Here is a 12,209-nt window from a genome sequence, read left to right as displayed (position 1 = left end):
TGACGGTGTCAGCCGGCCTGGAGGTTGTCGGCGACCTCGCGGGCGAGGTTGGTCAGCGCCTCGTCGGCCAACTGGTCCGGGTCGGCGCCCGAGCCGTCGGTCAGGTCGAGCTGGATCCGGGCGCCGCCGGAGTCAGCCGGGTCCACCCGGATCTCGGCGGCCCAGTCGGCGTCGCTCCAGCGGGCCCGCAGCTCCTCGCCCCTGATCTCGGCGGGAGGGCTCCCGTCGTTGCGCAGCGGCGCCGGCAACCAGGCCGAGGCCCGAGCCGGGTCGGTGGCCGTGTTGAAGACCACCTCGGGTGGCGCGGACATGCCGCGCACGGCTCGCGCCGGCATCAGACGTCCCGCAGGCGGCTCGGGTCGACCTCCCGGCCCGGGTGACGGGCGAGGTACTCGGTCTCCAGGTCCGCCGTGCGTCGCAGGTGGTTGGCGAGCGCGGAGTCTGCCGCGTGCCGGAGGGTGTCCAGCCGGGTGCGGTGCAGGCTGTGCATTTCGCGGATCAGATCGTCGTCGGTCAGCTCCGTCGGGTCGACGCCCAGCGCGTCGCCGTCGAGGTCGGCGCCACCGGAGTCGGCGAGGTGGTCGCCGCCCCACTCGGGCACCCGCTGCTCAGGGCTCATCTCCGTGCTGCCGCTGGACCCAAAGCCGTCCTCGCGTACCGATCCGGTCATCATCGCCCCCCTGGTCTCGTTTGGGCTGGCGTCTAGACGGATGCCCACACCGGGGAACGCCAAACCATCCCGCCCGCGTGGCAGCTACGACACCGTGTCGGAGAGCGCCGCCGTTCCCGGTACCCTCGACGCCATGAGGTGGCTCTGGACCCCGGCGTGGATCGCGCGTCACGTGGCCATGGTCGTGCTGGTCGTGGGCTTCCTCGGGCTGGGCTGGTGGCAGATCAGCCGGGCCACGGCCGGCAACAACCTCAGCTGGGGGTACGCCGTCGAGTGGCCGATCTTCGCCGGCTTCGTGGTGTACGTCTGGTGGCGCGAGGTGCGGCTGGCACGCCACAACGCGGAAACAGCCGCCCAGCCACCGGCGGACCCCGCCGACCCACCGGCCGTCGAGCCGCCGCCGGCCGCGACCATCGGCTCCCGACCGGCGGTACGCCGACCGGTGCGGGTGACCCGGGTGCCGGTCAACGCAACGCCCGGCGACGACGCCGACCTGGCCGCCTACAACGACTACCTGTCATGGTTGAACGCCAATCCGGGCGCCCGGCCCGGTGACTATCCCGGCTGAGCCGGGCTCGGAAGGACGGACGAAGGTGGGCGCAGCCCTTACCCGGTACCGCGTGATCGCCTGGATCGTGGGCGTGGTGCTGATCCTGCTTGTCGTTGTCGGCATGCCACTGAAGTACGCGTTCGACAACCCGGTCGTGGTGGAGACGGTCGGCCCGGCGCACGGCTTCCTCTACATGATCTACCTGGTGGCCGCGTTCGACCTGAGCCGCCGGGCCGACTGGCCGCTGAAGCGGATGCTCCTGGTGATGCTCGCCGGCACCGTGCCGTTCGTCTCGTTCTACGCCGAGCGACGCGTCACCGCCTGGCTGGACCGGCCCGCCACCCGTACGCCGGAGCCGGTCGCCGGCTGACCGGCCCGGCGGTGGGTCTGGTCAGCGGCTGGGCCGCCACGGGTCCGCCGAGGCGAGGGGGTCGACCCAGCCGCCGTACCGGTTGACCTCCCGGGCGCGCAGCAGCGCCCGGGTGACCTGACCGAACTGCCGCTCGTTGTCGGCGCTGAACAGCAGCACCTCCGCGCCCCGGTGCCAGCCCCACAGCTCGTACGGCGGTGGGCGCCAGCGGTCGCCGACCAGGGCGAGTGCCGCCGGCAGCAGGAGCACCGCCCCGAGGATGAGGTACGCCTCGGCGGTCAACCGTTGCAGGCCGCCGCTGAAGCCGAGGAGCAGGCCGACCACGCCGATCATGGATGCGGTGATCACCACCGCCCGGACGGCGATCCGGTCGTGCGGGCCTCGGGTGGTGCGCAGGTGGGTCAGGTCGACGATGCGATAGCTGGTGCGGCCGACGGTGAACCGGTCGACGGTGACGATGATGCCGGGTCGCGCGTACAGCAGCGTGGACCTGGCTCCGGGCACCGTTCGTTGCGGTCGCGTCTTTGCGCCTTCACGATTCACGGTTCCTCCCGTGGGGCGGTCTGCCGGGTTCGGTCCGTGGCCGGGCATCGCTGCCCGGGGACGGGATTCCCGGCTGCGGCTCCATTGTGTTGGGGCACCGCCACTCCACCTGGGCATTTACGATTCCGACCTGCTCACCCGACCGGGGGACATCGCCGCGAAACAGCATCCATTTCAGGTTTTATCGGATATTGGCGGAGGCCATCCGACGGCATACGCCCGGAACGACGAATGTCAGATATCGGTCAGCGGATGCGAAACCGGGCTCGCGGGCGGTCCCCCTCCCGCGTCAGCAGTCCCGCTGGTGTCACCGACAGCAGCGGCACTTCGCGCCACTTCGCCAACTTTCGCCCCTGCTTCAACTGCGCGGCACAACCGTCCCGGGTTAGGTTGGGCGAGCCGGTCCGGCCCAGTGCCGTCCACCCGGATGGCCCCGGCCGGTGTCGCCGAGGGCGTCAGCAGCCCCGTCGGCGGCCGTGGGAGAGGAGCCCTTCGCTCTTGTCATCCCTGAGAACCCTGCTGCGCACCGCGGTGCTGGCCGGCATGTCGGCCGCACTGATCGCCCCGACGGCGGTGGCCCACGCCGAGCCGTCCCCCGCCGACCTGACCCACCGGATCGAGACGTCCTCGGCCGAGCTGGAACGGATCGTGGAGTCCTACAACAAGCTCACCGAAGACATCAAGGTCAACAAGACCGCGGTGGCCCGATTACAGGCCCGCATCGGCCCCCTGGAACAGCAGGCCGAGCAGAGCCGGGCCGACGTCGCGGCACTCGCCAACACCGCGTACAAGAGCGGTGGCCTGCAGACGATGGACGCGCTGCTGCGTCCCGGCGGCTCCGTCGCTCTGCTCGACCGGCTCGGCACCCTCGATCAGCTGACCCGCCAGCGCCAGGAGCGCATCTCCGGCTTCACCGCGAACCAGCGGCGGCTGCTCGACGAGAAGACACGCCTGGACGCCACGCTGACCCGGCAGGCCGCGCAGGCCCGCGAGCTGGCGGCGGGCAAGAAGCGCATCGAGAGTGACCTGGCCGACCTGTACGAGCTGCGCCGGCAGGCGTACGGGGCCGCCACCGAGCGACCCGCGCCCAAGGCGGCGGAGGCCGAGGCCACAAACGTGCCCGCCGTGGCCGGGGACGCCGGCGCTGCGGTGCGCTACGCCTTCGGGGCGGTCGGCAAGCCGTACGTCTGGGCCGGTGAAGGGCCGAACGGCTACGACTGTTCCGGACTGACCCTCGCGGCCTGGCGGGCGGCCGGCAGGTCGCTGCCGCACAACGCACGGATGCAGTGGGGAGCGGTCGCCCACATCGGTCGGGGTGACCTGCGCCCGGGAGACCTGATCTTCTACAGCGGGCTCGGGCACGTCGCCCTCTACGTGGGCGACGGTCAGGTCATCGACGCGCCGAGCGCCGGTCGCAACGTGCTCAAGCGCGGCATGAACATGATGTCCATCCACGGCTACGGCCGGGTCCGCTAGCCCGACCCGATACGGCGAACGGCCGGCGTCCCCCTATCGGACGCCGGCCGTTCGCCGTCATTACTACCAGGTCAGGCTGCCTGCAGCCCCTCCGCCCGGGCCAGCTCGCGGAGCCGGCCGAGGGCCTGGATCTCCAGCTGCCGGATCCGCTCGCGGGACAGCGAGAAGCGGGACGCGACCTCGGTCAGCGAGTGCTCGCGGCCGTCCTCCAGCCCGTAGCGGGCCCGCATGATGCCGGCCGACCGGTCGTCGAGGTGGTTGAGCAGCCCCTCGATGCGCTGCCGCTCCAGGCCGCTGAGGACGATGTCCTCCGGCGACGGCGCGTCGCTGTCGGCGACCAGGTCGCCGAGGTTCGTGTCGCCGTCGTCGCCCACCGGGGTGTCCAGCGAGACGGTGTCCTGCGACCAGCGGCGCAACTCGTTGACCCGCTCGACGGTGACACCGAGCGATGCGGCGATCTGCTCCGGCTCGGGGTCGCTGCCCAGTTCACGGGTGAGCTGCCGGATGACGTTGCGCATCCGGTTGACGTCCTCCACCAGGTGCACCGGCAGACGGACGGTGCGCTCCTGCTGAGCGATCGCCCGGCTGATGGCCTGGCGGATCCACCACGTGGCGTAGGTGGAGAACTTGTAGCCACGCTCGTAGTCGAACTTCTCGACCGCCCGGACGAGGCCGGTGTTGCCCTCCTGGATCAGATCCAGCATGGGCATGCCCGAGCGCACGTAACGACGCGCGATCGACACGACCAGTCGCAGGTTGGCGCGGATGAAGAGGTCCTTCGCGCGCTCACCCTCGACGACCAGCCGCTCCAGGTCGGCCCGGTCGACACCGTCGGGAACTGCGTCTTCGCCGAGCAGGTGCTCCGCGTAGAGGCCAGCCTCGATCGCCTTGGAGAGATCGACCTCCTTGGCGGCGTCCAGCAGTGGCGTCCGGGAGATCTCGTGCAGGTAGACGCCGACCAGGTCGCGCTCCTCGGCAACCTCGTCGGTGCGCATGCCGATTTTCTTGTCCACGTTGCCCACGGTCCCCTCGCTCGCGCCGGTTGCCCGGTTCCTTGCCATTCCCCACGTCCGGTCAGCCCCTGGTAACTTCTGCTGTGCCCGCCGTCGCTGACACCTACACAACAGATGAGACGTGTCGGGGATTCCATGTCGTGAGTCGAAAGTGTCACGAATGCCTGAGTAGTTGCTGAGAGCACGGTCCATGTTTGCTGTCAGCACCCGTCGGGTGGCTCGCCGCTGGGCGCCTCGGACGGGTTGGCGGGTCGACGAATCGCTGATCGCCCGCACCATGGCAACACCGCCGCCCGCGCCGGCACAGCGACCCGGGTCACCTCCGTGCTGCGATCCTGGTCACTGCCAGATACGCAGCAATGGGGCGGTCGGTTCATCCACGGGGGTGTTATTACCCCCCGCCCCGGTGAACAATCCGGAGCCCCGTTCGCTTCCCGGGCGGTGCGGGCTAGGAGGCGAGCAGGGCTAGAGCCCCGCGGACCTGGTCGGCGGAGCGCTCCAGGGCGGCTCGGGCGGCGGCCACCTCGGCTCCGGAGACCAGCGAGACCAGCGCCGTCTTCAGGTCGCCGTCGGCCGCGCTGAGGGCGCGTCGGGAGACCTCCTCCGAGCAGCCGGTCGCCTCCACCAGGATCGAGATCATTCGTCCCCGGAGCTTCGCGTTGGTGGCCACCATATCGATCATGAGGTTCGAGTAGACCCGACCCAGGCGCACCATGACGGCGGTCGAGAACGTGTTCAGCACCAGTTTCTGCGCGGTGCCCGCCTTCATCCGGGTCGACCCGGTGACCACCTCGGGTCCGGTGTCCACCCCGATGAACACGTCGACCGACCGGGCGGCCTCCGCCTCCGGATTGGCGCACAGCAGCACCGTCGAGGCGCCTGCGGCGCGGGACGCGGCGAGCGCCCCGAGGACGTACGGGGTGCGTCCGCTGGCCGCCAGACCGACCACCAGGTCACCGGCGCGCACACATCCGGCGGCCTCGTCCGCCCCGTTCCGGTCGTCGTCCTCGGCGTCCTCCACGGCCCGCCACATGGCGTCCGGGCCGCCGGCCAGGTGGGCACAGAACCAGTGCCGGGGCGAGTTGAAGGTGGGAGCCAGTTCGGCCGCGTCGAGGACGCCCAGCCGGCCGGACGTGCCGGCCCCGAAGTAGTGCACCCGGTGCCCGCCGCGCAACGCCGCCACCGCCAGGTCGACGGTGGTGGCGATCTCGTCGAGCACCGCGGCGACCGCCGCCGGCACCCGCCGGTCGGCTTCGTTGATCACGGTGAGCACGTCCCGGGTCGACATCAGGTCGAGGTCCGCGCTGAGGGGGTTGCGTCGTTCGGTGGGTGCGCCCACCCGGACGCTCGGGCGGGCGGGCGGTGCTGACATGTCCTCGTCCGGCTCCACCGAACCGGGCGTCATGCCCGTCTCCGACTGGCACCCACCCGGTGCGACTGGACCGCCTCGGCGGTCGCCTCCAGGGCCTTGCGGGCCCGGGACCGGTTGCGGGCGGCCACCCCGACGAAGAGGCAGTCGACGACGGTGAGCTGGGCGAGCCGGCTGGCCGTCGCTCCGGAGCGGTAGGTGGTCTCGCGGGCCGCGGTCGTCAGCACGAAGTCGGCGACCTCGGTGATCGGCGAGCGCGGGAAGTTGGTCAGCGCCACGGTGGCCGCGCCCCGCGTCCGGGCCTGCTCCAGCACCTCGATGACGTCGGAGGTGGTGCCGGTGTGCGAGATGCCGATCGCGACGTCACCGCGGCCGAGCAGGGCGGCCGAGGTCAACGCGGTGTGCACGTCCGGGAAGTAGAAGGCGATCCGGCCGATGCGGTGCAGCTTCTGCTGGAAGTCGGAGGCGACGAACCCGCTGGCGCCGGCGCCGTAGATGTCGATCCGGCCCGCGCTCGCGATCGCCTCGACCACCTGCTCGCAGACGGCCGGGTCGAGCTGCTCGGCGGTCTCCTCGACGGCTCGGGCGTCGTTGAACGCGATGGTGGCGATGATCTGGGCGAGGTCGGCGCCGGGCGGGATGTCACCGCCGACGACCCGGGCGTCCGGCGGCTCGATGCGGCGGGCGGCCTCGGCGGCCAGCCGGATGCGCAGCTGTGGATAGCCGTCCATGCCGACCGATCGGCAGAACCGGATGACTGTCGCCTCCGACGTCTCCGCTGCGGTGGCGAGGTCGGTGATGGTCCGCCGGGCGGCGGCGGCCGGGTCGGACACGACCAGGCGGGCGACCCGCTGCTCGGCGGGCGACAGCGACGGCAACAGCCCGCTGATGTGGACGATCAGCCCACCAGGCTCGTGACTCGCAGAAATCTTCGGACTCTTCGCCACGGATGAAACTTACTTTCACGAGGCGTGAGCGTCAACCATGACCGTATGTGGTGGGAAAAGTGTCGACGACCCGGATCACGCGTTCCGCACAGCCTGCCACTCTCCCAGGATCGCCGCCTCATCCGCCGGGTCGAGTCCACCCTGCCGTACGGCGTCGGGCCGCGCTGTCATCCAGGACACGGTCGCCCGAACGGTGTCGGACAACGGACGGATCGTCAGACCCGCGTCCAGCGCCGGCCGGGCATCCCGGTCCATCAGGCCAGCCCCCTCCGGCAGTCGCACCCAGAGCGGCAACGCCCGCTCCCCCGACCATTCGCGGACGTCGCGCGCCACCAGGAAGTCCTGATCGACCCAGGTGAGGTGCGGGTCGGCGACACCCAGACCGGCCGCCACGCCGGTCAGCAGATCGGCGCGGGACATCGCCGGGCCGGTGCCGTCGTACGTGCCAGCGAGGCGGGCGTCGGCGGCGTGCAGCAGCCAGCCGGCCAGGTCGGCGACGTCCACGAACTGCACCCGGTCGGTCGGCCGTCCGGGCGCGAGAACCTCCCCGCCGTTCGCCAGCCGTCGCACCCAGTACGGGAAGCGGTCGCTCGGGTCCTCCGCGCCGACGATCAGCCCCGCCCGGCAGATGAACGACCGCTGCGCACCCATCAGTTCGCGAACCAGCCGCTCGATGCTGACCTTGCACTCGCCGTACCAGCGGTGGTCCGGACCGACCGGAGCGTCCACGTCCGGCGGGGCAGGCGACAGCAGCGGGGCGTGCGCCGCGGTCTGACCCGGGGTGGTGTTGTCCGCGTACACCGAGATCGTGGACACGAACGACCAGTGACCGACGTGGTCGGCCAGCGCGGCGAGCGCGTGCCGGGCGTGGCTGACCTGGCGGGTCACGTCCACCACCGCGTCGAAGCCGTCGCCGGCGAGCGACACCAGCGCCGCGGGGTCGTCGCGGTCGACCGGCACGAACCGCGCACCGGTCGGCACGACACCGGACACGCCCCGGGCCGCGCAGGTCACGTCGTGGCCCTGCGCGACGGCGAGCCGGGCCACCGCCCGGCCGAGGAACCGCGTGCCACCGAGAATCAGGATCCGCATCCGCCGATCCTGCGCCGCCGGTGGCCGATCATGCCAACCACTCTGCTGTCGGCAGAGCGCCGGTCGCCCGATGGGTCGGCGCGGTGGACGCTAGCGTGTGGCGCATGGCGGAGCGCAGCGTGGTGGTGACCGGAGGCACGGGTGGGCTCGGCGGGGCGGTCGTCGCCTCGTTCGTCGACGCGGGCTGGCGGGTGGTCGTACCGCAGCGGGCAGCCCGGCCCGGGTCGGAGCCGGCGGCGGACGGGCTGGTCCGGGTCGTCGCGGACCTGACCGACCCGGCGGGCGCGGCCCGCGTCGTCGACGCCGCCGTCGGCGACCCCGCGGCGCCGCTGCGGGCGGTGGTCAACCTCGTCGGCGGGTACGCGAGCGGCGGCCTGGTGCACGAGACACCGGTCGAGGAGTTCGAGCGGATGCTCACCGTCAACCTGCGACCCACGTATTTGGTCACCCAGGCCGCGCTGCCGCACCTGGTCGCGGCCGGCGGCGGCGCGGTGGTGTGCGTGTCGGCCCGGGCGGCCCTCACCCCGTTCGCCGGCGCGGCCGGCTACGTCACGGCCAAGGCGGCGGTGCTGGCCTTCGCCAACGCGGTCGCGGTCGAATACCGCTCCCGCAACGTGCGCTGCAACACCGTGCTGCCCAGCGTCATCGACACCCCGGCGAACCGGGCCGCGCAGCCCGACGCCGACCACTCCCGCTGGGTCACGCCGGCCGAGATCGCGCCGGTGATCCGCTTCCTGGCCGCGACGGACTCCGCGCCGACCACCGGGGCCAGCGTTCCGGTCTACGGACGCGCCTGAACGAGCAGGGACGCGATGTCGCCGCGCCCGGCCCGCTCCTGCGCCGACGCGGCGGGCGGGGGTGTCGGGGCGGGCGGGGGCGTCGGCTGCGGCACCTCGGGGGGCGCTGACCCCTCCGCCGATGGCCGGGTGGGGTCGGGGCGGACGTCCGACCGCAGCCAGGTCGACAGGTGCGCCTGGATCTGCTCGGTCACCTCCTCGGCCGAGCGGCCCGCGTCGACGAGGACGAAGCTCGGGTACTCGGGCAGGGTCCGGTAGGCGGTGTCCGCCGCGGTGAGCCAGCCCATCGACTCGTGGTCGGTGCCGCGCTCCTCGATGCGCTGGTACGCCACCGCCGGGTCCACGGCGAGCAGGAAGGTCACCTGGGGCGTCGGGAACAGCCGGTAGCCGGCCCGGGCCAGACGCTCCCAGCGGTGCCCGCCGTGCGCGCGGATGCTGGCGTACTGGCAGGCCGAGTAGCGGTCCATCACCGCCGTCCGGCCGGTGAGCAGGCAGCTGAGCAGGGCCGCGGCGATGGCGAGCCAGCGAAGCACGGACTCCACCGCCAGGACGCCGTCGCGCCCGACGAGTCGTTGCGCGTCCGGCAGGCCGAGCCGGTGCGCGAGCCGGCCGAGCCAGCGACGCCCGCTGGCGTTGCGGCGGTACGTCGCGGGGCGGCCGGCGGCGGTCAGCGCGTCGGCCAGCCGGTGTGCCTGCGTGGTCTTGCCCGAGCCGTCGATGCCGATCAGTGCGACGGTGCGCAATCGGGCTCGGCCGCGTCGCGTCCCCGATGATCTGGCCACCCTCGACAGGTTATCCGACCCGTGCTTGCGCCCCGTGACGTTTGTTGCCATTTGTCACCGTTGGCACCCGACCGCGACGACACCAGGTGTGGGCGACCGGAATGCCGGGTACGGGAGTTCGAATCCAACCGCCTGTCCACCAACACGACCGACGGGAGATCCAGATGGCTGAGCGCGGGGACGAGAGTCTGGTGCACACCCTCAAGAAGGTCGCCGCCGTGCTCAAGCAGTCCGAGATCCCGTTCGCCCTGGGCGGCAGCTTCGCCGTCTACGCCCACGGCGGCCACTCAAGCGACCACGACGTCGACTTCCTGATCCGCGAGGCCGACGTCGAGCGGTCCCTGGAGGCGCTCGTGGCTGCGGGCTTCCGCGCCGAGCGGCCGCCGGAGGACTGGCTGGTCAAGGTCTTCGACGACGGGCGGATGGTGGATCTGATCCACCGGCCGATCGAGACGCCGGTGACCGAGGAGACGTTCGCCGACACGGTCGTGCGGCCGGTGGACGCCATCCACATGCCGGTCCTCTCCGCCACCCAGCTGATGGTGCACAAGCTGCTGAGCTTCTCCCAGCACTACTGCGACTTCGCCCGCGGCCTGCCACTGGCCCGGTCGCTGCGGGAGCAGATCGACTGGGAACGGGTACGCAAGGAGACGCAGCACTCGCCGTACGCCGAGGCGTTCCTGGTGCTGCTGGATCGGCTGGAGGTGGTGCCGGACACCGGCACCCAACCAGGAGAGGAGACACCGTGACGCACGATCGCGACAGTGGCGCGGGGCCGCCGGACGAGTACGTCGAGGCGGAGATCCACCGGCTGCTCTCCGAGGATCCCGCAGTCGCCGAACAGGGGATCACCGTGGTCCGGCGGGAACGCGCCCTCGTGCTCTACGGCGAGGTGGAGAGCCCGCACCGGCGGGAGGAGATCCTGCGCCGGGTGTCGGAGCGCTTCCCCGACGTGCCGATCACCAGCGACATCGGTGTGATCCGCGCCCAGGCGCCCACGGAGATCGAGCAACTGCCCTGAGGGAGGTTTCATGGTGATCCGGATCGCCGCCGTGGGCGACGTGCATCTGGACGAGGACGTGGTCGGCCGGTTCCGCCCGGCGCTTGAGGAGCTGCCGGAGTGCTCCGACGTGCTGCTGCTGGCCGGCGACCTGACCCGGCACGGCACCGAGGCTGAGGCGCGCTGCGTGGCGCAGGAGTTCGGCGGGTTGGCCGTGCCGGTGGTGACCGTGCTGGGCAACCATGACCACCAGTGTGACCAGGTGCCGCAGGTCGTGAAGGTGCTCGAGGACGCGGGCATCACCGTGCTGGAGGGCGACGGCGTGGTGCTGGACTGCGCGGGCGGCCGGCTCGGCATCGCCGGCGTCAAGGGCTTCGGCGGGGGTTTCGCCGGCCGGTGCGCGAGCGACTTCGGCGAGCCGGAGATGAAGGCGTTCGTCCGGACCACCAACGAGAGCGCGGACCGCCTCGGTAAGGCCCTGCGCTCGCTGGACTGCGACATGCTGGTCGCGCTGACCCACTACTCGCCAGTTCCGGACACGTTGGCCGGCGAGCCGCTGGAGATCTACCCGTTCCTGGGGTCGTACCAGCTCGGGCAGGCGATCGACTCGGCGCCCACGGCGCTGGCCCTGCACGGGCACGCGCACGCCGGCACCGAGCGCGGCACCACCCCGGGAGGGGTACGCGTCCGCAACGTGGCGCACCCGGTGATCAAGCAGGCGTACAGCGTCTTCCATGTCGGGGATCAACTCGACACCGACCAGGTTTCCCCGATCGGAGGGTCGGGTAGTCAGAGGTCATGGAGCTGATTCTCTGGATTCTCGCAGTCGTACTCGTGGTCGCCGGCATCCTCGCGCTGTTCCGCCGGCAGATCCTGTGGGGCGTCGTCCTCATCGTCGTCGGGCTGTTGGTCGGCCCGGGTGGTGTCAGCATCTTCAATTGACCGTTCGCACCTTCTGACAACTCATCACAACACCGGGACCCGTCGGGGTCGCCGCGACCGGAGCTTCGTCCTCCCGACAGAAGCCCCGGCCGCAGCGGCCCCGGCGCTTTTTTGTGGGTTTCACCCGACGTTCAGCGGCAATATCTCGACCATGGAGACATCTCGCGAGGCACGGCCCGCCTCCGGCCGACGGTCGCGCTGGGCGCTCGCCGGCTTCGCGGCGGCGGTCTTCGTCGCGGCCGCGATCGGCGGGCTGGGCGTGCAGGGCACCGCCGACGAGTACGCGAGCCTGCGCCAGCCGGGCTGGGCGCCGCCCTCCTGGCTCTTCGGCCCGGTCTGGACCGTGCTCTACGCGCTGATCGCCCTGGCCGGCTGGCTGGTGTGGCGTCGGGTCGGCTTCTCCCCCGCGCTCTGGGCGTGGACCGCCCAACTCGTCCTGAACGCCATCTGGACGCCACTGTTCTTCGGCGCGGGGCGGTACGGGCTGGCGTTCGCCGAGATCGTGGTGATGTGGCTGGCGATCGGCCTCACCGTGGCGCTCTTCGCCCGGGTGTCCCGGGTCGCGACCGCGCTGCTGCTGCCGTACTGGGCGTGGGTCACGTTCGCCGCCGCGCTCAACCTGTCGATCTGGCGACTGAACACCTGACCGGCGCCGGTC

The 12,209-nt window shown here is 71.7% G+C and carries 17 protein-coding genes; 9 read left to right on the top strand and 8 right to left on the bottom strand.

Annotated elements, in window-relative coordinates; translation table 11 throughout:
- Nucleotides 1-8: 8 nt before the first annotated feature.
- Nucleotides 9-335, bottom strand: coding sequence for a hypothetical protein (locus tag ABZU53_RS14070; RefSeq protein ID WP_354860914.1), 327 nt, complete (start codon nt 333-335; stop codon nt 9-11).
- The gene (locus ABZU53_RS14065) at nt 335-673 is read right to left on the bottom strand and encodes a DUF6158 family protein (protein WP_354860915.1); all 339 of its coding nucleotides are present in this window, start codon (nt 671-673) and stop codon (nt 335-337) included. Before ABZU53_RS14065 ends, ABZU53_RS14070 begins: the two co-directional genes overlap by 1 nt.
- Nucleotides 674-803: 130 nt before the next feature.
- On the opposite strand from ABZU53_RS14065, the gene ABZU53_RS14060 reads away from it, so the two are divergent.
- A complete protein-coding gene (locus tag ABZU53_RS14060) occupies nt 804-1,238 on the top strand; it encodes a hypothetical protein (protein WP_355066102.1) in 435 nt (144 codons plus the stop codon).
- A gap of 25 nt (nt 1,239-1,263) precedes the next feature.
- Nucleotides 1,264-1,590 (top strand): DUF3817 domain-containing protein, encoded by a 327-nt coding sequence (locus ABZU53_RS14055; protein ID WP_266245607.1) that lies wholly within the window; start codon nt 1,264-1,266, stop codon nt 1,588-1,590.
- 21 nt (nt 1,591-1,611) lie between these two features.
- Here ABZU53_RS14055 and ABZU53_RS14050 read toward each other — a convergent pair whose 3' ends face one another.
- Nucleotides 1,612-2,094, bottom strand: coding sequence for a DUF6232 family protein (locus tag ABZU53_RS14050; protein ID WP_354860918.1), 483 nt, complete (start codon nt 2,092-2,094; stop codon nt 1,612-1,614).
- Nucleotides 2,095-2,676: 582 nt separating this feature from the next.
- Between ABZU53_RS14050 and ABZU53_RS14045 the strand changes: the two genes are divergently transcribed.
- Nucleotides 2,677-3,609, top strand: coding sequence for an NlpC/P60 family protein (locus ABZU53_RS14045; RefSeq protein WP_354860935.1), 933 nt, complete (start codon nt 2,677-2,679; stop codon nt 3,607-3,609).
- A 71-nt stretch (nt 3,610-3,680) separates the two neighbouring features.
- On the opposite strand, the gene ABZU53_RS14040 is transcribed toward ABZU53_RS14045, so the two are convergent.
- From ABZU53_RS14040 to ABZU53_RS14025, 4 genes are all read right to left on the bottom strand, one after another.
- Nucleotides 3,681-4,670: a sigma-70 family RNA polymerase sigma factor gene (locus tag ABZU53_RS14040; RefSeq protein WP_354860919.1), complete on the bottom strand. Its 990-nt coding sequence runs from the start codon at nt 4,668-4,670 to the stop codon at nt 3,681-3,683.
- A gap of 400 nt (nt 4,671-5,070) precedes the next feature.
- The gene (gene murQ / locus ABZU53_RS14035) at nt 5,071-6,027 is read right to left on the bottom strand and encodes an N-acetylmuramic acid 6-phosphate etherase (RefSeq protein ID WP_355066099.1); all 957 of its coding nucleotides are present in this window, start codon (nt 6,025-6,027) and stop codon (nt 5,071-5,073) included.
- Nucleotides 6,024-6,938, bottom strand: a complete 915-nt coding sequence (locus ABZU53_RS14030) for a MurR/RpiR family transcriptional regulator (protein ID WP_354860921.1) — start codon at nt 6,936-6,938, stop codon at nt 6,024-6,026. Before ABZU53_RS14030 ends, murQ begins: the two co-directional genes overlap by 4 nt.
- Before the next feature lie 75 nt (nt 6,939-7,013).
- Complete coding sequence (locus ABZU53_RS14025; protein WP_355066097.1) at nt 7,014-8,030, bottom strand: NAD-dependent epimerase/dehydratase family protein; 1,017 nt, start codon at nt 8,028-8,030, stop codon at nt 7,014-7,016.
- Nucleotides 8,031-8,134: 104 nt separating this feature from the next.
- On the opposite strand from ABZU53_RS14025, the gene ABZU53_RS14020 reads away from it, so the two are divergent.
- Nucleotides 8,135-8,827, top strand: a complete 693-nt coding sequence (locus ABZU53_RS14020) for an SDR family NAD(P)-dependent oxidoreductase (protein WP_355066096.1) — start codon at nt 8,135-8,137, stop codon at nt 8,825-8,827.
- Here the strand turns inward: ABZU53_RS14020 and ABZU53_RS14015 are convergent.
- Nucleotides 8,812-9,660, bottom strand: a complete 849-nt coding sequence (locus ABZU53_RS14015) for a thymidylate kinase (protein WP_355066094.1) — start codon at nt 9,658-9,660, stop codon at nt 8,812-8,814. The genes ABZU53_RS14020 and ABZU53_RS14015 overlap by 16 nt on opposite strands.
- 50 nt (nt 9,661-9,710) lie before the next feature.
- Between ABZU53_RS14015 and ABZU53_RS14010 the strand changes: the two genes are divergently transcribed.
- The 5 genes from ABZU53_RS14010 to ABZU53_RS13990 all read left to right on the top strand — a co-directional run bounded on the left by ABZU53_RS14010 (nt 9,711) and on the right by ABZU53_RS13990 (nt 12,197).
- The gene (locus ABZU53_RS14010; protein ID WP_354860937.1) at nt 9,711-10,358 is read left to right on the top strand and encodes a nucleotidyltransferase; all 648 of its coding nucleotides are present in this window, start codon (nt 9,711-9,713) and stop codon (nt 10,356-10,358) included.
- Nucleotides 10,355-10,630, top strand: coding sequence for a hypothetical protein (locus ABZU53_RS14005; protein WP_354860927.1), 276 nt, complete (start codon nt 10,355-10,357; stop codon nt 10,628-10,630). Before ABZU53_RS14010 ends, ABZU53_RS14005 begins: the two co-directional genes overlap by 4 nt.
- Nucleotides 10,631-10,640: 10 nt before the next feature.
- Nucleotides 10,641-11,417, top strand: a complete 777-nt coding sequence (locus ABZU53_RS14000) for a metallophosphoesterase (protein WP_354860928.1) — start codon at nt 10,641-10,643, stop codon at nt 11,415-11,417.
- Nucleotides 11,408-11,551: a GPGG-motif small membrane protein gene (locus ABZU53_RS13995; protein WP_165947907.1), complete on the top strand. Its 144-nt coding sequence runs from the start codon at nt 11,408-11,410 to the stop codon at nt 11,549-11,551. Before ABZU53_RS14000 ends, ABZU53_RS13995 begins: the two co-directional genes overlap by 10 nt.
- 151 nt (nt 11,552-11,702) lie before the next feature.
- Complete coding sequence (locus ABZU53_RS13990; RefSeq protein WP_355066092.1) at nt 11,703-12,197, top strand: TspO/MBR family protein; 495 nt, start codon at nt 11,703-11,705, stop codon at nt 12,195-12,197.
- Nucleotides 12,198-12,209 lie beyond the last annotated feature (12 nt).

The organism is Micromonospora sp. NPDC005194 (assembly GCF_040608335.1).
Classification (GTDB): domain Bacteria; phylum Actinomycetota; class Actinomycetes; order Mycobacteriales; family Micromonosporaceae; genus Micromonospora.
The sequence above is the reverse complement of the archived record's forward strand: the minus strand, read 5'-3'. Positions and strand labels throughout refer to the sequence as shown.

What these genes read in the sequence shown, in the direction of transcription:
- ABZU53_RS14070 (WP_354860914.1), bottom strand. Translation starts at nt 335, where the DNA reads ATGCCGGCGCGAGCCGTGCGCGGCATGTCCGCGCCACCCGAGGTGGTC.
- ABZU53_RS14065 (WP_354860915.1), bottom strand. Translation starts at nt 673, where the DNA reads ATGATGACCGGATCGGTACGCGAGGACGGCTTTGGGTCCAGCGGCAGC.
- ABZU53_RS14060 (WP_355066102.1), top strand. Translation starts at nt 804, where the DNA reads ATGAGGTGGCTCTGGACCCCGGCGTGGATCGCGCGTCACGTGGCCATG.
- ABZU53_RS14045 (WP_354860935.1), top strand. Translation starts at nt 2,677, where the DNA reads ATGTCGGCCGCACTGATCGCCCCGACGGCGGTGGCCCACGCCGAGCCG.
- ABZU53_RS14040 (WP_354860919.1), bottom strand. Translation starts at nt 4,670, where the DNA reads ATGGCAAGGAACCGGGCAACCGGCGCGAGCGAGGGGACCGTGGGCAAC.
- murQ (WP_355066099.1), bottom strand. Translation starts at nt 6,027, where the DNA reads ATGACGCCCGGTTCGGTGGAGCCGGACGAGGACATGTCAGCACCGCCC.
- ABZU53_RS14025 (WP_355066097.1), bottom strand. Translation starts at nt 8,030, where the DNA reads ATGCGGATCCTGATTCTCGGTGGCACGCGGTTCCTCGGCCGGGCGGTG.
- ABZU53_RS14020 (WP_355066096.1), top strand. Translation starts at nt 8,135, where the DNA reads ATGGCGGAGCGCAGCGTGGTGGTGACCGGAGGCACGGGTGGGCTCGGC.
- ABZU53_RS14015 (WP_355066094.1), bottom strand. Translation starts at nt 9,660, where the DNA reads ATGGCAACAAACGTCACGGGGCGCAAGCACGGGTCGGATAACCTGTCG.
- ABZU53_RS14010 (WP_354860937.1), top strand. Translation starts at nt 9,711, where the DNA reads ATGCCGGGTACGGGAGTTCGAATCCAACCGCCTGTCCACCAACACGAC.
- ABZU53_RS14000 (WP_354860928.1), top strand. Translation starts at nt 10,641, where the DNA reads ATGGTGATCCGGATCGCCGCCGTGGGCGACGTGCATCTGGACGAGGAC.
- ABZU53_RS13995 (WP_165947907.1), top strand. Translation starts at nt 11,408, where the DNA reads ATGGAGCTGATTCTCTGGATTCTCGCAGTCGTACTCGTGGTCGCCGGC.
- ABZU53_RS13990 (WP_355066092.1), top strand. Translation starts at nt 11,703, where the DNA reads ATGGAGACATCTCGCGAGGCACGGCCCGCCTCCGGCCGACGGTCGCGC.